The following is a 17,579-nucleotide window of genomic DNA, read 5'->3' as shown; positions in this document are numbered from 1 at the left end:
CGATGACGGCCAGCCGCGCAAACAGCCAGACGTCACGGGCGAGACAGCCAAAGCCGCTGCCGGATGACATCCCCCCAACGGCCAACAAGGCGGTGCGCGATCGGTTCGCCCAGTTTGGCCCGGCCTACAGGTGGCTGCTTCTCTTTGCGATGCTGACCGGATCGATGGGGACGCTGCTCGCCGCGACCACCATCAATGTTGCCCTTCCGGCCATCATCGGGGCCTTTGGTCTTGGACAGGACCAGGCGCAATGGATGTCCACCGCCTTCCTCGCCTCCTCGACGATCGCCATGCTCGCCAATGCCTGGGCGATGACGAATTACGGGCCGCGCGCGACCTATTTCGTTGCCATGTCGATGTTCGTGGCGGGATCGCTTCTGGGCGCCGTCAGCAGTTCGCTTGGCCTGCTCATTCTGGCGCGAGCGATGCAGGGTGTCGCCGCCGGGCTGATCCAGCCCATGTCCATGTTCCTGATCTTCCAGACCTTTCCAGACAAGCAACGCGGAACGGCCATCGGCATCTTCTCGATTGGCGTGGTGCTGGCGCCAGCATTCGGACCGGCGCTCGGTGGTATCGCCGTCGATCTCGCCAGCTGGCGGCTGGTCTTCGTGGCGACCGTTCCGCTGGCGATTGCTGCGCTGGCGGCCACCTCCTTCCTGATGCCCGGCGTCGACCCGGACAGGGGAGCCGGCCGCCGTCCGCTTGACTGGTGTGGGCTTGGCCTGCTGACCGTCGCCCTCGTTTCGCTCCTCTCGGCCTTCGCAGGCGGCAACCGGGATGGCTGGGATTCCGACATCACGCTCCTGAAAATCACGATCGGCCTTTCGGCGGCGGCGGCCTTCTATTTCTGGGAAAAGCGACACCCGTTTCCGGCCCTCAATCCTGCAATCTTCGCCTACCGCCAGTTCTGGTCCGCCGGCCTGATCATCGCGGCCACGGGAGTCGCGATCTACGGATCGACTTACCTCATCCCGCTCTTTGTACAGCTCGTGCAGCACTACTCGCCCACGGCCGCCGGCATCATGATGATCCCGGCTGGTCTCGCCATGGTGGTCTGCTTTCCGCTGGCCGGGCGGCTGACCGACCAGGTGGATGTCCGCTTCCTGCTCGCCTTCGGGATCGTCGTCTTCGCCATTTCGGCCTACCTGCTCTCGCATGTCAGCGCGCTGACACCTTATTGGACCCTTGTTTTCTGGGTCGTGCTGAGCCGGATCGGCCTCAGCTTCTGCATGCCTCCCGCCAATACGACGGCGGTTCGCGCTGTGCCGCCGGACCTGCTTGCGTCGGCAACGGGCGGGGCGTCCTTCCTGATGCAGATCGGCGGCGCCTTCGGGGTCAACCTCTTGGCGATCCTGCTGCAGCGCCGCCTTCTCTTCCATGGCGACCATCTGTCAGCCGGGCTAACCGAGGCAAATCCGCAGATGACTTACAGCCATGCCATGCAAGCGCTCGAAAACCAGGCCGCCGGCATGCCGCAATTGCAGGCTTTCCAGACGGCCTTCAGCGAGTTTGGGCGCCAGATCTCAGCCGAAGCCAGCGTCCTGGCCTTCAGGGACTGCTTTCTTGTTGCTGCGCTCTGGTTTGTATTTGTATTCTTTGCCCTCGGCCTGATGCCCAAACCAAGGCTTGAGGGACAATCGCCGCCGCCCGCACCTACACCGGCGGAGGTATCGGGGACGAGTTGAGGGACTGATTTTGGCCTATTCGCTGCGCATGAGCGACGAGAGTGTGGATGCCGGCATACGCCGCATCGCCATCAGCCAGCTCGAAACGGGACTGTCGGAGCTGCGCGATGAAACGCTGAGCCAGCACCAGCGCGTGCGTCAGGCCCGCAAGCGCTGCAAGAAGATGCGCGGCCTCGTCCGCCTGGTCCGCCCCGTCTTTCCCGGTTTCGAGACCGAGAATGCGGCCTTCCGTGACGCAGCACGGACCCTGTCACCCTTGCGCGATGCGTCTGCCGTGCTGGAGTCCGTCGACGCCCTCGAACACCATTTTTCAGCGCAGCTGAAGAAAGCTGCCCTGGCGCCATTGAGGCAGGCCCTGGAAGCGCAGCGCAAAGGCCTCGATGAGGCGGAGATTGAAGAGCGCCTGTCCGATCTCAGGCTGGTCTTCCGTGAAGCCCTCGACCGCGTGCCGGACTGGTCACTCAATGCCAATGGCGCCGACGCCTTTACGCCCGGCGCACGGAAAACCTACAAGCGCGCCCGCAAGGCGATGCAGAAGGCCCGCAAAAGCCGGATCGCGGAAGACTTTCATGAGTGGCGCAAGCCGATGAAGTATCACTGGTACCAGATCCGCCTGATGAAGAAGGTCTGGCCGCCGGTGATGAGCGGCTATGGCGAACAGGCCGAACAGCTTTGTAGCGATCTTGGCGAGCATCACGACCTTGCCGTCTTGCGGGCGACAGCAAAGACGCTGCTCGGCGCATCCTCCGACACGACAGAGCTGGTCGAAGGCCTGGCCATCGGGCGCCAGCACGAGCTTGAGAAAACCTGCATCAAGCGCGGCAAGAAACTGCTCGCCGAACCGCCGGACGACATGGCAAGGCGCTGGGCGAAATGGTGGGACAGTGCGCGCCAGCCGGTGCCCTAGACGGCCAGAATACGCGTCCTGGCCTTGTCATGGCTAGACCTGGCCGGTAATGATTCCGCGCAGCACGCACATCCGCCGCGACAGTTTGCCGGGCGGCGTCGGGCGGCCATAAAGCCGGCGCAGCCGCAGATGGGCGATTGCCGGACGGATCGACTTGGGCACCCGCGCAACGACAGGGCCGTATCCAACGCGCTCACCCCGGCGCAGGGCGGCGACATGCGGCGCAAGCGAGGTGATGTGCGTTCCCCAACCATGCGCGTTGGCCAGGACACGAGCCGCCGTTGCCGTCAGCAAGGCTTCTGGCTGAAGCGCTCGGTCTGAATCCTCAAAGGCGTCCTCGAACTGGTCGACCAGCCGCTTCAGCGCGCCGATGTCATAGCGGTTCTCGGCCAGCATGTCGGCCAGCGCGCCGACAACATCGTGGGCGCGGGGCGTCTTTCCCTGTTCGATTTCCTCCAGCGCCTCACGCCACCACTGGAAGCGGATGGCGCCCAGCCCCGGCTCGGTCACGACGAGCCGGACACGCGCAAGTTCATAGGCAAATGCATAAAGTGCAGTCAGCGCGCGGCGCTCCGGTTTCGACGCATAACGCGATGACAGCCAGCGATCCTCGTCGCCGGCGCGGACCTTTTCATCGAGGCTTGCCCAAATTTCAGGGCTTGTGAGGGTAGAAGAGTGTGGCATGGACCCCATATGACGTGCGACGCGCCAAAAAATTTAAATCACTTCAACGCAAGGAGCGACCTTTAATGGCTTTCGAACTTCCCCCTCTGCCCTACTCCCGCGATGCGCTGGCACCAGCCATCTCAGAAGAGACGCTGAATTTCCACTATGGAAAGCACCATCAGGCCTATGTGAACAATCTCAACAAGCTGATCGAGGGCACGGCGCATGAAGGTGCCGCTCTCGAGACGATCATTGCTGACGCAGCAAAGGACAGCTCAAAGGCCGGCCTGTTCAACAATGCCGCCCAGGTCTGGAACCACACCTTCTACTGGCATTCGATGAAGCCGGGCGGCGGCGGCAAGCCGACGGGCGCGATTGCTGCCAAGATCGACGCGGATTTCGGGTCCTACGAAAAGTTCGCTGAAGAGTTCAAGGCAGCCGGCGGCGGCCAGTTCGGGTCGGGCTGGGCCTGGCTCGTGCTGAAGGACGGCAAGCTTGCCATCCGCAAGACGCCGAACGCCGAGACCCCGCTGACGGAAGACGGCGCAACGCCCCTCCTGACCATGGATGTCTGGGAGCATGCCTATTATCTCGACTACCAGAATTCGCGCCCGAACTACATGCAGGCCTTCCTCGAAGACCTGGTGAACTGGGACTTCGCGAACCAGAATCTGTCTGACGCGAGCTAGGTCACCTAACGCCTTGCCAGGCGACTGAATGAACGAGGCCCGTTTCCGGTTATGGAAGCGGGCCTTTTTCAGTGTTGTTGTGCCGCCACAGCGCGCTGGCAGACTGCCGCGCCCCCTTTCGCAACCGCAACAATTCAGGTATGGCGACGCCAGTATGTTCTTTCCGGGCATGGAAGCGCCCGGGCCTGCTGCCATCCGGGCAGTTCTCCGAGCGATACAGAATCCATAACCCGAAAGAGACTTTTTTGACCGAAAAACAAGACGAACAACCGAAAACCACGTTTGCTGCGCTGGGGCTCGGACCGAAAATCCTGCAAGCCATCGAAGAGGCCGGCTACGATTCGCCGACACCGATCCAGGCGCAGGCCGTTCCGCATATTCTGCTCGGCGGTGACGTGACAGGCATCGCCCAGACGGGCACCGGCAAGACGGCGGCCTTCGTGCTGCCGATGATCCATCGCCTCGAACAGGGCCGCGCCCGCGCCCGCATGCCGCGCACGCTGATCCTCGCGCCGACCCGTGAGCTTGCTGCCCAGGTGGCCGAGAACTTCGAGAAATATGGAAAGCACCTGAAGCTCAACATGGCGCTGCTGATTGGCGGGGTCTCCTTCAAGGAGCAGGAAGACAAGCTGATGCGCGGCGTCGACGTCCTCATCGCGACGCCCGGCCGCCTGATCGACCAGTTCGAGCGCGGCAAGATCCTGCTGACCGGTGTCGAAATCCTCGTCATCGATGAAGCCGACCGCATGCTCGACATGGGCTTCATCCCGGACATCGAGAAGATCTGCGCCCTGCTGCCGCCGCGCCGCCAGACGCTGCTCTTCTCCGCGACCATGCCGCCGGAGATCAACAAGCTCGCCCAGCGCTTCCAGAAGGATCCCAAAAAGATCGAGGTCGCCCGCCAGGCGCAGACGGCCGAGACGATCAAGCAGTTCGTGGTGAAAATCCCGCGCGATGACGACAAGGCCAAGCGCACGGCGCTGCGCCGCGTGATCGAGAACCGCCAGGTCAAGAACGGCATCGTCTTCTGCAACCGCAAGCGCGAAGTCGATGTCGTGACCAAGTCGCTGAACAAGCACGGTTTTGATGCCGCCGCGATCCATGGCGACCTGCCGCAGGCCTACCGCACGCAGACGCTGGACCGCTTCCGTGATGGGGACCTCAAGCTTCTGGTTGCCTCAGATGTGGCCGCGCGCGGTCTCGATGTTCCGGATGTCAGCCACGTCTTCAACTACGCGCCGCCACCCAAGGACGAGGACTATGTCCACCGCATCGGCCGGACTGGCCGCGCAGGCCGCAAGGGCGAGAGCGTGACAATCGTCGGGCCATTCGACGAGAAGTCCTGGGCCGGGGTCATGAAGATGATCCAGACCGATGTCGAGGAGCTGATGCCGGAAGGCCTTCTTGAGGAGATCGAGAACCTGCCTGAAGACACTGGCGGCCGGCGCGGCAAGGGCCGGAGCCGCAGCGGGCGGGACGACAGAAGCTCGGGCGGACGCTCCCGCGGCGGCCGTAGCCGCAGCAAGCCGAAGGACGAGGCAAAGGCCGATAGCCAGGCGCCCGCGGAAGCGAAAGAAGCCAAGGCCAAGTCCGAAAGCAAGCCGGCTTCAAAGCCCCAGAAATCCGCTGACAACAAACCCGCGGCCAAAGCCGAAAAGCCAAAACGCTCACGCGGCGGCGGCAAGAAGGATGGCGGCAAGGACCGCAAGCGCGGCAAGGACGAACTCGAACCCGCCAGCGACGCCGTTCGTGGTTTCGGCAACAACGTCCCGGATTTCCTGAAGCGCTAGTGGACCGCCTGGCCGTGGACTGCCATGCAATTGTCACGCAGCTTTAATTGACATGACCTCATGAAACCTTAGCGTGATGCTTTGCATCAGGGCGTGAGAGGTCATTCATGAAGCTTTTCAGTATCGTCATCAATGCGATGGCGGCCATTTGTATGTCTCTTGCCGCTTCAGCCCAGGCACCACAGCCACCAATCGAAGCATATGGCGAGCTGCCCTCCCTCGTCGAAGCTGAAGTCTCTCCCAGTGGCAACAGGATTGCCCTTCTTCTGCAGAAGAACGCCAGTTTCGTCCTGCGAATCTATGACGCGAAGGAGAGAGCGATCACGCATCAGTTCGGCGTCGAACCGATGAAGGTCCGGGGCCTTTTCTTCAGTGACGACAAGCATGTGATCCTGCAGGCCTCGGAGACCACCCAGACCTGGGGATTTCGAGGAAAGTACGAGTATTCCGCCGCCATTTCGATCAACCTGGAGAACGGCAAGTCGAAACAGCTGCTCTCTCGCGAAGGAAGCCTGTATCCAGCCCAAAGTGGCATCGGGAGGGTCATCGGTCGGCTCGCATCAGGTGACCTGCTGATGCCAGCGTGGGTAGGGTCTTCCAGGTCTCAGCCACACTACGACATTCTGAAGGCTGATCCCGATAGCGGCCATGGCCGCAAGCACACGCGCGGTTTTCATGACACGATCGACTGGTTCGTCTCAACCGAAGGCGAGGCGTTGGTGCGCGAGTCTTACGACGACGACAAAGACAAATACGTTGCCGAGTATCATGATGGTAAAAACTGGAACGCGCTTTTGGACATAGACAGCGCAGAACTTCCGGTCAGTATCGTTGCCCTCACCAATGACGAAAAGGGTGCCTTCTTCGTCAGTGTTCGTGACGATGAAGAGGGCTTCAGCGCGCTGTCGCGGATCAATTTTGATGGCAGCACGCAAGAGTCGACCTATGCGCGGGAGGGTGCCGACATCGGCGCTGTCCTGACCGATATCAACAGGCGCTTTGTAGGCGTGAAATACACCGGCACGCTGCCAGCCTACGATTTTGCCGACGACGTCCTGCAGGAGAGCTATACGTTTGTCTCCTCAACCTTCCCTAACACCATGATCGAGCTCGACTCGTGGGCCGACGACCGGTCCAGCATGCTCTATCGCGTCTTTGACGGGTTCAAGGTGGATTTCTGGCTGCTGCACCAGCGAAATCCGGACAAGCTGACCATCCTTGCCTATTCGCGGACAGACATTCCGCCAGAGGCCGTGGGCCAGGTCTTTGCTGCGAAGTATCTTGCCCGGGATGGGCTCGAGATCCCCGCCATCCTCACAATTCCGCCCGGCACAAACCTGGAGGCCGGAATGAAGCTGCCGATGATTGTCATGCCGCATGGCGGCCCTGCGGCTCACGACACCTATGATTTCGATTGGCTCGCCCAGTTCTTCGCCAATCGCGGCTATTTTGTCCTGCAGCCGAATTTTCGGGGCTCGACCGGTTTCGGGCAGGCCTTCGAGGATGCTGGACAGGGCGAATGGGCGGGCAAGATGCAGGACGATATCACGGATGGCGTCAATGCCATGACCAGCAGCGGATATGCGGATCCTGACAGGGTCTGCATTATCGGTGCGAGCTATGGCGGCTATGCCGCTCTCGCTGGTGGAGCGTTTACGCCCGACCTTTACAGATGCGTGGCCGCGATTGCACCGGTGGCCGATCTCGAAAAGATGCTCCGCACTGAAAGCCGCGATCACGGCCGTGACAGCTGGAGCGTTACATATTGGGAACGGATCATGGCAGATGGCGATGCGCGCCGCGAAAAGCTCCGCTCAATCTCGCCCAGCGAATTTGCCGACAGTTTCAAGGCGCCTGTCCTGCTCATCCATGGCATCGACGACACCGTCGTCGAATATGACCAGAGCCGCATAATGAAGCGGGCGCTCGATCGCGCCGGAAAGGATGTGGACCTCGTCAAGCTGAAAGGCGGCGACCACTGGCTCAGCGATAGCGAAACACGCCTGGCCACGCTGCAGGCGCTGGATGCCTTCGTATCGGAACACCTGGCGCAGGCGGCCGGTTCGAACCCGACCACCGCGCCGACGCCATAGGCGCGCCTACTTCTTGATGCGGCTTTCGACCTGCTTGCGGTATTTGTCGCCATAGGGCGGACGAACCATGGCAAGCAGCTCCGAACCGATCTGCGTGTAGACCGACTTGCGGTGGCTGAATTCCCGGAAACCGTCGACCCCATGATACGAGCCCATGCCGGACGGACCAACGCCGCCAAAAGGCAGGTCCTCCTGGGCGACATGGAAGATGACATCGTTCACCGTCACCCCGCCAGAGGTCGTATTGTTGAGGACATAGTCACGCTCGTCGGCATCCTCACCGAAGTAATAGAGGCCGAGCGGGCGCGGGTGGGCGTTGACATAGGCCACCGCTTCCTGCGCGCCGGAATAGGACTTTATCGGCAGGATCGGGCCGAAAATCTCGTCCTGCATGACCTTCATGTCGTCCGTCGGATCGATGATGATATGCGGTGGCATCTTGTGGTAGGGCTGCTGCGAGAAGTTCTCGCCAGCCGGATTGATCTCGACGATCTCCGCGCCCTTCGACTTTGCATCCTCAAGATAGGATTGCAGCCGGTCATAGTGGCGCTGGTTTACCACTGACGTGTAGTCGACATTATCCTTGAGGCCGGACGGATACATGGTTTCAACGGCGCTGGTCGCCGCCTGGACGAAATCCTTCGTCTTCTCTTTCGGTACAAACGCGTAATCCGGTGCGAGGCAAATCTGACCCGCATTCAGCGTCTTGCCTGCCATGATACGCTTGGCGGCCTTTTCGAGGTCGGCGGATTCGCCGAGGATCACCGGTGACTTGCCACCGAGTTCGAGCGTCAGCGGGACAAGATTATCCGCTGCGGCCCGCATCACGTGATGGGCGATCGACGTCGCGCCAGTGAAGATCATGTGGTCGAAGGGCAGCTTGGAGAAGGCCGCGCCTACGTCCGGCCCGCCGGTGACCACGGCAACCTCTTCCTCGGTATAGTATTCGGCGAACAGCTTCTTCATCAGCTCGGATGTCTGCTCGGTAAATTCCGACGGCTTGATCATCGTCCGGTTGCCAGCGGCGAAAACACCGGCCAGCGGCGTGAAGGTGAGGTTCACCGGAAAGTTCCATGGGCTGATGACGCCCACGACGCCCTTGGGCTGGTACTGAATGCGCGCCTTGGCGCCCATCAGGCCGAGCGGAAAGTCTGTCGAACGCTTTTCCGGCTTCATCCATTTGCGCAGATGCTTCTTCGCATGCTTCAGCGCGCCGATGGATCCGGCAATGTCGGTGAAGTCGGACTGGTCCATGGAGCGGTGACCGAAATCGGCACTCATCGCCTCGCTGAGCGCCTTGCGGTGCGTCACCAGGAGGTCGATCGCCTTGTCCAGCCATTCCTCGCGCCGTTCGGCAGAGGGAATTCCGTCACGGATATGCGCCGCTTTCTGCCGGGCGAGAACAGAACTCATCTGATCGGGGCTTGAAGTATCCAGGGCCATGCGGGTCCTCCCAAAAATTTGTAAAGGGTTCCAATCTACCGGATATACCCTCCAATCCAAAGATTGTCGCCACGTCACGGTTTTCTGCCCACGAGAAGCGGGTACATTCACCGAGAAATTGCAACGAGGAAACGCCCCATGAGCTTCGAAAAAATCGAATACAAGGTAGAAGACGACATAGCCATCATCGCGTTCAACGATCCGAAAACGATGAATGCTGCCGGTGTCGACACAGTCGACGAGATGAGCCTTGCCCTGGAGCGGGCCGGCGATGAGGCGCGCTGCACCATCATTACTGGCAATGGGCGTGGCTTCTGCTCAGGCGCGAACCTTTCCGGAAACATGGGCGGCGGCGAATCCAAACGCAAGCCGGATGCGGGGCGCGAGCTGGACCGGCTCTACAACCCCTTCATCAAGGCGATCCGTACCCATCCTCACCCCGTCATCACGGCTGTGAATGGCGCGGCGGCGGGCGTTGGCTGCTCCATCGCGCTGATGGGCGACTTCATCGTGGCGGCTGAAAGCGCCTACTTCCTGCAGGCGTTCCGTCGCATCGGCCTGGTGCCGGATGGCGGCTCCACCTTCCTGCTGACCCGGACGATCGGCCGGGCCCGTGCCATGGAGATGACCCTCTTCGGCGAAAAGATCCCGGCGGCTCAGGCGCTCGACTGGGGGCTGGTCAATCGCGTGGTCGCCGACGACAAGCTCATGGACGAAGCCAAGAGCTATGCCCAGCAGCTTGCCAGCGGCCCGACAACGGCCCTGTCCATGATCCGCGACCTTGTCTGGCAGGCCGAGGACAATGACCTCGACAGCCAGCTACAGGCCGAGCGCTTCGCCCAGCGCACCGCCGGCCGCTCTCCGGATTTTGCCGAAGGCGTGAAAGCCTTCCTCGAGAAACGCCCGGCGAACTTCAAGAAAGCCTGATCTAAGTTGCTGGCCGTCGTCCCCGACACATCAAGGTCCGGGATGACGGCCCGTTTCACTCACCAGTCAATCGCCGCATAGACCAGCTGCTGGAGTTGCGGGCGGATCGGGTAGCAGCCCGACGGGATCATCTGGGTCGCCTGGATGGCGATGAGTTCTTCCTCATAGTCGATCCAGAAGAAGGTGTTGGCGAGGCCGCCCCAGCTGAACGTGCCGAGCGATCCGGGCTGCATGGTCTCGGCAACATCGACAACAACCGAACCGCCAAGGCCAAACCCATTGCCCTCCATCCGGGCTTCGGAGAAGGTCTTGTCGCCCATTTGCTTGATCGTCTTGCCCTCGGGCAGGTGGTTCTTGCGCATGAACTCGACCGTCTTGGGGCTGAGCAGCTGCGTCCCGCCAAGCCGCCCGCCATGCAGCAGCATCAGGCAGAACTTGTGATAGTCGCGCAGGGTCGATACCAGCCCGCCGCCCGCGTTCAACAGCGGCGGCTTGGAGCGGTAGAGCTTTGACTCTTCTCCATCGCCGTCGCTAAGCGTGACCTTGCCGCTGACAGGGTCGCGCGAATAGCAGGCCATGAGGCGGTGCAGCTTGTCTTCCGGCACGTAGAAATCGGTGTCTTCCATGCCCAGCGGCTCGAAGATGCGCTCCTTGAAGAACGCGTCGAGCGTCTGTCCGGACGCAACCTCGACCACGCGGCCGAGCACATCCGTCGAATGGCTGTAGTTCCAGCGCGTGCCGGGTGAAAAGAGCAGCGGAATGCCCGCCAGCCGTGCGCACATTTCCTCAAGCGTTTCGTCTGGCCGGGCGATCTTCTCGCGGCGATAGATCGCGTCGACCTCATGCTGCATCAGGAAGCCATAGGTCAGCCCCGACGTATGCGTGAAGAGGTCGCGCACCTGCATCGGCCGGTTCGGCTTGCGCGTTTCATAATCGTCGATCGTGCCCTTCACCCAGACCTGCGTGTGCTCGAATTCCGGGATGTAGCGGGCGACCTCATGATCGAGGCGGATCTTCGCTTCCTCGAACAGCATCATCGCCGCGACCGAGGTGATCGGCTTGGTCATCGAATAGATGCGGAAAATCGTTTCCGGATTGATCGGCTGCCCGCCATCCAGACGGGTCCGGCCGCGATAGGCTTCATGGATGATCTGCCCATTGCGCGACACTATGGTCGCCATGCAGGGCAGCTTGCCGCTGTCGAGATAGGCCTTGCCGAAATAGGTTGGAATTGCGGCCAGCCGCTCCTCGTTCATGCCGACATCGCCAGCGCTAATCTCATCCTGAATTGTCATGTCCCTGCCCCGGATCGATTTCTAGCTACAGCTCACCAGCATTTGCCGCTTTCATCAATTCCCGCGCGATCACGATCTGCTGAATTTGCGAGGTGCCTTCGTACAGGCGGAAGAGGCGGACATCGCGGTAGAAACGCTCGATGCCGTAATCGGTGATATAGCCTGCCCCGCCGAAGACCTGCACGGCCCGGTCGGCGATGCGGCCACACGCTTCGGTCGCGAAGAGCTTCGTCGATGAGGCGAGCATGGTGATACTCTCGCCGGCATCGCGCCTGCGGGCGGCGTCGAGGATCATGCAGCGGGCGGCATAGGCCTCGGCCTGGCTGTCGGCCATCATCGCCTGGATCATCTGATGCTGGGCGATCGGCTTGCCGAACTGCTCGCGCTCCATGGCGTAGCCGACCATTTCCTTGATCAGCCGTTCCGACGCACCCGTCGCGACCGCGGAGATATGCAGGCGGCCCTTGTCGAGCACGCTCATTGCGACCTTGAAGCCCTCGCCTTCCTTGCCGATCATGTTCTTTGCTGGCACGCGGGCGTCGTCGAAGATCACATCACAGACATGGGCGCCCTGCTGGCCCATCTTCTTTTCCGGCACGCCGACACTGACGCCCGGCGTGTCGCGCTCGACGACGAAGGAAGAGACGCCCTTGGCGCCCGGTTCGTCCTGATCGGTCCGCGCCATCACCGTGAAGAGGTTCGCCTTGTTGGCATTGGTGATGTAGCGCTTCGTACCGTTCAGGACGTAGTGGTCACCGTCGCGCACGGCCTTTGTCTTGAGGCCGCCAGCATCGGACCCGGCGCCCGGTTCGGTCAGTGCAAAGGAGGCGATCAGGTCACCGGAGGCGATACCCGGCAGCCATTTCTCTTTTTGCGCTTCGGTGCCGAACAGGACCAGCGCCTGGCTGCCAATGCCGATATTCGTGCCGGCAACCGAGCGGAAGGCTGGCGATGTGCGTCCCAGCTCCAGCGCGACAAGGCATTCGGTCTCCATGTCCAGACCAAGCCCGCCATACTCTTCCGGGACGGCCAGGCCGAACAGGCCGAGCGACTTCATCTCGTCGACGACATCCTGAGGCACTTCATCCTCTTCGCCGACCTTGGCCTCTATCGGGATGCACCGCTCCGTCACGAACCGGCGCACCTGCTCTATCAGCGCCTGACGAATTTCAGCATCGAAAGCCATGCAATCCTCCTGTCGAATTCTCTTTTCACAATATGCTTTGATCGCATCGAACGCCAAGCGCAAGGCTGCGAGGAGGTAGCGCCATCCTTCTCGCCGCGTTAGACGGGGCCGAAGACTGCAAAAGGGAGGCATCATGGTACCGGCAAATCGCGTGGAGAGTGGAGAGTTCGAAGGCTGGTACACCTGGCCGGAAGAGCCTTTCGAGTACGAATCGGCCGGGCCGTTCTACTTCCGCGTGGATGAGCAGGGCCCGGTTGCCGCTTTCCGCGCCGAACGCAAACACATGAATGCCGGCGGCAGCGTGCACGGCGGCTGCCTGATGGCGTTTGCCGACTTCTCGCTCTTCGCGATCGCGCATGAACAGATCGAAGGCGAGTATGGCGTGACGGTCGCCTTCACCTCCGAATTCCTGTCGGGCCCCGCAGAGGGCGCCTATATCGAGGCGCGCGGCGAAGTGCTGCGTTCAGGCAAGAACCTGACCTTCGTTCGGGGCATCATTACAGGCGACGGCAAGCCGTCGCTGAATTTCTCCGGCACGATCATGCGGCGTCCCAAACGCTAGCAGCCAGCATAGAAGCAGGCCGCTTCCATTCCAGGCGATAGGACAACGGACTGACCACCGCTCCGCCAGCCCCCTGTTTCGAAAATGCTGTTGAAGGCCCCGCGCCCATGCTAGGCCAGTTTCAAGCTGGGAGTTTATCTGAAGGGGGAATGGACACATGGCACTGAAAGTCATCAGCGCAGGCTTTGGCCGGACAGGGACGATGTCGCTCAAGCTGGCGCTCGATCAGCTCGGCTTCGGGCCGTGCTACCATATGGATGAAGTCCTGAAGAACGGACAGGCCTTTGTGCCGCTCTGGAATGATGTGGTAGACGGCAAGCCGGACTGGGAGACAGTCTATGCAGGCTACCATTCGGCTGTGGACTGGCCGACCGCGGCCTATTGGAAGGAACTCGCCGACTATTATCCCGACGCAAAGATGATCCTGTCATCACGCTCCGCAGAGAGCTGGTATGACAGCATCTCCCAGACCATCCTTGCCGTGGCGCAGGCGCCCGAGAAATGGCCGCCGCCCGCCGTGCCATGGATGACCATGGTGATGAAAATCCTGAAGCGCAGCCTTGGCGAGGCATGGGACCGCGAGAGCCTGATCGCGGTGTTCAATGCCCATGAAGCGGCGGTGAAGGCGGCCTTCCCGAAAGAGCGCCTGCTGGTCCACTCGGCAAAGGACGGCTGGGCACCGCTGTGCGCGCACCTTGGCGTCCCGGTGCCGGAAACGCCCTACCCCCGCACGAACAACCGCGAAGAGTTCTTCGAGCTGATGAAGGGCGCCGACGACATGTAAGCCGGAGCCTTCGCTCTAGTAGCTCTTCGGCAAGTCCAGCACGCGCTCGGCGATGAAATTCAGGATCATCTCACGGCTGACGGGCGCGATCCGGGCGAGCATGGCTTCGCGCATGTAGCGCTCGACATGGTACTCCTTGGCGTAGCCCATGCCGCCATGGGTCAGCACGGCATTCTCGCACGCCTTGAAGCCGGCCTCGGTCCCGAGATATTTAGCAGCGTTGGCCTCGGCTCCGCATTCCTGGCCGGCATCATAAAGACCAGCCGCCTTATAGGCGAGAAGTTCGGCCGCCTTGAGCTCTGCCCAGCTTTTCGCAAGCGGGTGCTGGATGCCCTGGTTCTGGCCGATGGGCCGGCCAAAGACGACGCGCTCGCGCGCATACTGGGCTGCACGCTCTAGCGCGGCAAAGCCGAGACCCACCGATTCCACAGCGAATAGGACGCGTTCCGGGTTCAGCCCCTGCAGCAGGTATTTGAAGCCAGCGCCCTCTTCACCGATCAGGTGCTCCTTCGGCACTTCGAGGCCGTCGATATAGAGCATGTTACATTCGACCGCCTTGCGGCCCATTTTCGGGATCGGCTTGGCGTCGATCTTGTCCCGATTGAAATCGGTGTAGAAAAGCGACAGGCCGAGATAGGGCTTGGAACACTCCTCTTTCGGCGTGGTGCGCGCGATGATGAGGATCTTGTCGGCCCGCTGGGCGCCGGTCGTCCAGATTTTCCGGCCATTGATCGTGTAGCCTGCATTGGTGCGCTCGGCGCGCGTCTCAAGGCTGGACGTGTCGAGGCCGGAATTCGGCTCGGTCACGGCAAAGCACATCTTTTCCTCGCCCGAGATGATCTTCGGCAGGTTTTCCTGTTTCTGTTCGGCATTACCGAATTTCTCGAGCGGCTTGGGCCCGAAGATGTTGAGGTGAATTGCCGATGCACCGGAATAGCCAGCCCCCGAACGCGTGACGGTCTGCATGACAAGCGCGGCTTCCGTCAGCCCGAGCCCGGCACCGCCATACTCTTCCGGGAAAGCAACGCCCAGCCAGCCGCCTTCCGCCATGGCGTCGCAAAAGGCTTCCGGCCAATCGCCCGTTTCATCAGTCTTTGCCCAGTAGTCTTCGCCAAACTGGGAGCATGTCCGCTCGACGGCGCTCTGAATGGCAAGTTGGTCTTCTGTCATCTGACCGATTGAATGCATGTCAAAAATCCTCCGTTGCGCAGACAACTATGTGCAGCTGCCTGTCAAATCCAGTCAGTTATAGCTCGCCTGCAGGCGGTGCGGCGAAAAAGCGCCCTCAGCTTCTGCATCGCCTTCGACCATGTCGGCGATGCGCGAAGCCGTTGCCGGCGCAAGCAGGATGCCATTGCGATAATGCGCGGCGGCGACAAATTCACCGGGCGCCAATTCACCGATGACCGGCAGCCCGCCGGCCCGTTTCGGTCGCAGGCCTGCCCATGTCTCCAGGACCGGTGCATGCCTGAGCTCGGGCAGCACGGCTATGGCAGCATCCCGCAGCGCCTGTGTGGTGTCCGCCCTGACACCGGAATGGGCAAATGTTTCCTCGCTGGTCGCACCAATCACGACCCGGTCCGCCTTCGGCACGATGTAGCCTGATCCGAATCGCAAGACCTCAGCTGGCAAACCCGGCACGGGCTGCAGCGCAAGCGCCTGCCCTTTCACCAGTGCCTCGACGCCTGTCTCCCGGGTGCCGCGCGACCAGACGACCGCATCGAAACGGTCCCCGAGTTCGTCTCTCGACGAAACAGCACGCCGCTCCATCCGGAACCCGCCCTGTTCGCCATACCGCCGAAACGCCTGGAGCACCCGCCGATTGTCGACCTGGTGGTCATCCGGCAACTCGAGCACCGACTGCACTTTGGCCGAAACACCTAGCCGGTCTCTCACCTCGGCTGTGCCGTGCCAGGCGAAACGGTGCCCGGCATCTGCAAGCGTGGCGGCCAGGCCTGCCAGACGTTCCTTTTCGTCTATGGTTCGCGCCAGCGCGAATGTCGGCGCTGAACGATAACCGACCGGCATGCCGCTTTCAAAAGCCAGGTCGCGTGCGAACCCGGCCCAGCGCGCGGCGGACTCATAACAAAGCCGCGCGAGCGGCGTGCCGGCACCGCCGCCATGGATCATGACTTCATAGGCCGGCGCGATCATGCCCGCTGCCGCCCAACTGGTGGAACGGTCCGGGCTGGCCGGGTCGAACACGGTGACCATGTGCCCGCGGCGAGACAATTCCCAGGCGACCGACAGGCCAATGATGCCGCCACCGACAACGGCGATACAGGCACGGCTGCTCTTTGCTGATGCCTCTGTTCCACTCATGAAGGCTAGTTAGGGGAAGCCTCCAGCCTTGAACAGTTTTCACGACGGCAAAACTGGCGCGGTGGAGCAGGCTGAGACACTCTGCCTCGCCCTAGTTGCGATTGCTTCTCATTTGTGATTTAGCCTGCCTATGTCGAATTTCATCCAGTCTCTGACCTGTTTCGCAGCCGCCAGCCTGATCGCGGCCTGTTCCCCGTCCAGCCCCGATGCACCAGCATCCCCCGAAAGCGGAGAGTCCGCCGAAACCGCGGCCGTGGAGCCCGGCTCGAACGGGACGCTGCGCATCTATTCGGCACGGCACTATGATTCCGACCGGCTGATGTATCAAGCGTTCGAGAACCAGACCGGCATTCGGGTCCTGTATCGCGAGGCGGGCGCCAACCAGTTGCTGGAGACGATGAAGGCCGAGGGCGCCAACAGCCCCGCCGATCTCATCATTGCTTCGGACGCCGGTGCGCTCTGGCGGTTCGAGGATGCCGGCCTGACCCAGGCCCTGCCCGAAGGCGAGTTTGAAAGCCGCATTCCGGCGCGCCTGCTGGACGACAAGCGCCAATGGGTTGGCCTTGCCCGCCGCGTCCGGGGCGTCGCTTACGACCCTGAGCGCATTTCGCCGGATCAGGTCGATGAGTGGCAGGATCTTGCCGACCCGTCGCTTGAGGGCGAGATCTGCGTGCGCTCGTCCACGAACATCTACAACCTGTCCCTGATGGGCGAGATGATCGAACGATGGGGCGCCGATGAGGCGCAGGCCTGGGCGGAAGGTGTCGTGGCGAACATGGCGCGCGCCCCGCAGGGTGGCGACACCGACCAGATCGAGGCGGTCGCTGCCGGGCTTTGCGGCGTTGCGATCACCAATCACTATTACTGGGTCCGCATGACCGAAAGCCGGTCTGATTCGACACGCGACGCCGCCCTGTCGACCCAGCTGACCTTCCCGACATTCGGGGAAGGCACCAGCCACCACATCAACATCACCGGCGCGGCGCTGTCGGCGACGAGTAAGCAGCAGGAGCTCGCCGTGCAGTTCATCGAGTTCCTGCTTACCCCCGACGGCCAGGCTCGCCTGACCACCGAGACCAAGGAAATCCCGGTAATCGATGAGGCCGAGCGCCCGGCCGGGCTCGAGCGCATTCCGCAGGTCGGCGAGAGTGACATGCGCCTCAGTGCGTTTGGCGAGCACCAGGCCGAAGCCCAGCGCATTTTCGACGAAGCAGGGTGGAACTAGAGCAC

15 protein-coding genes are annotated in these 17,579 nt (G+C 61.8%); 9 read left to right on the top strand and 6 right to left on the bottom strand.

What is annotated here, in order from left to right:
* Nucleotides 1-2 precede the first annotated feature (2 nt).
* Together D1223_RS11050 and D1223_RS11045 are read left to right on the top strand one after the other, a co-directional pair.
* Nucleotides 3-1,685 carry a DHA2 family efflux MFS transporter permease subunit gene (locus tag D1223_RS11050; protein WP_119376491.1) on the top strand — a complete coding sequence of 561 codons (1,683 nt, stop codon included), beginning with the start codon at nucleotides 3-5 and terminating at the stop codon, nucleotides 1,683-1,685.
* Between the two features lie 10 nt (nucleotides 1,686-1,695).
* Nucleotides 1,696-2,592, top strand: coding sequence for a CHAD domain-containing protein (locus D1223_RS11045; RefSeq protein WP_119376490.1), 897 nt, complete (start codon nucleotides 1,696-1,698; stop codon nucleotides 2,590-2,592).
* A gap of 33 nt (nucleotides 2,593-2,625) precedes the next feature.
* Here D1223_RS11045 and D1223_RS11040 read toward each other — a convergent pair whose 3' ends face one another.
* Nucleotides 2,626-3,276: a squalene/phytoene synthase family protein gene (locus tag D1223_RS11040; RefSeq protein ID WP_158588456.1), complete on the bottom strand. Its 651-nt coding sequence runs from the start codon at nucleotides 3,274-3,276 to the stop codon at nucleotides 2,626-2,628.
* A gap of 65 nt (nucleotides 3,277-3,341) precedes the next feature.
* On the opposite strand from D1223_RS11040, the gene D1223_RS11035 reads away from it, so the two are divergent.
* The 3 genes from D1223_RS11035 (at nucleotide 3,342) to D1223_RS11025 (ending at nucleotide 7,830) form a co-directional block, all read left to right on the top strand.
* A complete protein-coding gene (locus D1223_RS11035) occupies nucleotides 3,342-3,947 on the top strand; it encodes a superoxide dismutase (RefSeq protein ID WP_119376488.1) in 606 nt (201 codons plus the stop codon).
* A 140-nt stretch (nucleotides 3,948-4,087) separates the two neighbouring features.
* Nucleotides 4,088-5,737, top strand: coding sequence for a DEAD/DEAH box helicase (locus D1223_RS11030; RefSeq protein ID WP_119376487.1), 1,650 nt, complete (start codon nucleotides 4,088-4,090; stop codon nucleotides 5,735-5,737).
* Nucleotides 5,738-5,844: 107 nt separating this feature from the next.
* Nucleotides 5,845-7,830, top strand: coding sequence for an alpha/beta hydrolase family protein (locus D1223_RS11025; RefSeq protein ID WP_119376486.1), 1,986 nt, complete (start codon nucleotides 5,845-5,847; stop codon nucleotides 7,828-7,830).
* A 6-nt stretch (nucleotides 7,831-7,836) separates the two neighbouring features.
* Here the strand turns inward: D1223_RS11025 and D1223_RS11020 are convergent, their stop codons facing one another.
* The gene (locus tag D1223_RS11020; protein ID WP_119376485.1) at nucleotides 7,837-9,273 is read right to left on the bottom strand and encodes a coniferyl aldehyde dehydrogenase; all 1,437 of its coding nucleotides are present in this window, start codon (nucleotides 9,271-9,273) and stop codon (nucleotides 7,837-7,839) included.
* A gap of 138 nt (nucleotides 9,274-9,411) precedes the next feature.
* Here D1223_RS11020 and D1223_RS11015 point away from each other — a divergent pair, with 138 nt between their 5' ends.
* A complete protein-coding gene (locus D1223_RS11015; protein WP_119376484.1) occupies nucleotides 9,412-10,200 on the top strand; it encodes an enoyl-CoA hydratase/isomerase in 789 nt (262 codons plus the stop codon).
* 59 nt (nucleotides 10,201-10,259) lie between these two features.
* Here D1223_RS11015 and D1223_RS11010 read toward each other — a convergent pair whose 3' ends face one another.
* Entirely contained in the window at nucleotides 10,260-11,495 is a 1,236-nt protein-coding gene (locus D1223_RS11010) for a serine hydrolase domain-containing protein (RefSeq protein WP_119376483.1), read from the bottom strand.
* 25 nt (nucleotides 11,496-11,520) lie between these two features.
* The gene (locus D1223_RS11005) at nucleotides 11,521-12,681 is read right to left on the bottom strand and encodes an acyl-CoA dehydrogenase family protein (RefSeq protein ID WP_119376482.1); all 1,161 of its coding nucleotides are present in this window, start codon (nucleotides 12,679-12,681) and stop codon (nucleotides 11,521-11,523) included.
* A 133-nt stretch (nucleotides 12,682-12,814) separates the two neighbouring features.
* Between D1223_RS11005 and D1223_RS11000 the strand changes: the two genes are divergently transcribed.
* Together D1223_RS11000 and D1223_RS10995 are read left to right on the top strand one after the other, a co-directional pair.
* On the top strand, nucleotides 12,815-13,243 hold the full coding sequence (locus D1223_RS11000; protein WP_119376481.1) for a PaaI family thioesterase: 429 nt from the start codon (nucleotides 12,815-12,817) through the stop codon (nucleotides 13,241-13,243).
* A gap of 157 nt (nucleotides 13,244-13,400) precedes the next feature.
* On the top strand, nucleotides 13,401-14,027 hold the full coding sequence (locus D1223_RS10995) for a sulfotransferase family protein (RefSeq protein WP_119376480.1): 627 nt from the start codon (nucleotides 13,401-13,403) through the stop codon (nucleotides 14,025-14,027).
* A 15-nt stretch (nucleotides 14,028-14,042) separates the two neighbouring features.
* On the opposite strand, the gene D1223_RS10990 is transcribed toward D1223_RS10995, so the two are convergent.
* Both D1223_RS10990 and D1223_RS10985 read right to left on the bottom strand, forming a co-directional pair.
* Entirely contained in the window at nucleotides 14,043-15,215 is a 1,173-nt protein-coding gene (locus D1223_RS10990) for an acyl-CoA dehydrogenase family protein (RefSeq protein ID WP_233353128.1), read from the bottom strand.
* Between the two features lie 54 nt (nucleotides 15,216-15,269).
* Complete coding sequence (locus D1223_RS10985) at nucleotides 15,270-16,349, bottom strand: FAD-dependent oxidoreductase (RefSeq protein ID WP_119376479.1); 1,080 nt, start codon at nucleotides 16,347-16,349, stop codon at nucleotides 15,270-15,272.
* Between the two features lie 130 nt (nucleotides 16,350-16,479).
* Between D1223_RS10985 and D1223_RS10980 the strand changes: the two genes are divergently transcribed.
* Nucleotides 16,480-17,574: an extracellular solute-binding protein gene (locus tag D1223_RS10980; RefSeq protein WP_119376478.1), complete on the top strand. Its 1,095-nt coding sequence runs from the start codon at nucleotides 16,480-16,482 to the stop codon at nucleotides 17,572-17,574.
* Nucleotides 17,575-17,579 lie beyond the last annotated feature (5 nt).

Origin of the sequence: Henriciella mobilis (assembly GCF_003576285.1) — a bacterium.
Classification (GTDB): domain Bacteria; phylum Pseudomonadota; class Alphaproteobacteria; order Caulobacterales; family Hyphomonadaceae; genus Henriciella; species Henriciella mobilis.
The sequence above is the reverse complement of the archived record's forward strand: the minus strand, read 5'-3'. Positions and strand labels throughout refer to the sequence as shown.

Bases quoted from the DNA above. Each gene is read 5' to 3' on its own strand.
- D1223_RS11050 (WP_119376491.1), top strand. From the start codon at position 3: ATGACGGCCAGCCGCGCAAACAGCCAGACGTCACGGGCGAGACAGCCA.
- D1223_RS11040 (WP_158588456.1), bottom strand. From the start codon at position 3,276: ATGCCACACTCTTCTACCCTCACAAGCCCTGAAATTTGGGCAAGCCTC.
- D1223_RS11035 (WP_119376488.1), top strand. From the start codon at position 3,342: ATGGCTTTCGAACTTCCCCCTCTGCCCTACTCCCGCGATGCGCTGGCA.
- D1223_RS11030 (WP_119376487.1), top strand. From the start codon at position 4,088: ATGGCGACGCCAGTATGTTCTTTCCGGGCATGGAAGCGCCCGGGCCTG.
- D1223_RS11025 (WP_119376486.1), top strand. From the start codon at position 5,845: ATGAAGCTTTTCAGTATCGTCATCAATGCGATGGCGGCCATTTGTATG.
- D1223_RS11020 (WP_119376485.1), bottom strand. From the start codon at position 9,273: ATGGCCCTGGATACTTCAAGCCCCGATCAGATGAGTTCTGTTCTCGCC.
- D1223_RS11015 (WP_119376484.1), top strand. From the start codon at position 9,412: ATGAGCTTCGAAAAAATCGAATACAAGGTAGAAGACGACATAGCCATC.
- D1223_RS11010 (WP_119376483.1), bottom strand. From the start codon at position 11,495: ATGACAATTCAGGATGAGATTAGCGCTGGCGATGTCGGCATGAACGAG.
- D1223_RS11005 (WP_119376482.1), bottom strand. From the start codon at position 12,681: ATGGCTTTCGATGCTGAAATTCGTCAGGCGCTGATAGAGCAGGTGCGC.
- D1223_RS11000 (WP_119376481.1), top strand. From the start codon at position 12,815: ATGGTACCGGCAAATCGCGTGGAGAGTGGAGAGTTCGAAGGCTGGTAC.
- D1223_RS10995 (WP_119376480.1), top strand. From the start codon at position 13,401: ATGGCACTGAAAGTCATCAGCGCAGGCTTTGGCCGGACAGGGACGATG.
- D1223_RS10990 (WP_233353128.1), bottom strand. From the start codon at position 15,215: ATGCATTCAATCGGTCAGATGACAGAAGACCAACTTGCCATTCAGAGC.
- D1223_RS10985 (WP_119376479.1), bottom strand. From the start codon at position 16,349: ATGAGTGGAACAGAGGCATCAGCAAAGAGCAGCCGTGCCTGTATCGCC.
- D1223_RS10980 (WP_119376478.1), top strand. From the start codon at position 16,480: ATGTCGAATTTCATCCAGTCTCTGACCTGTTTCGCAGCCGCCAGCCTG.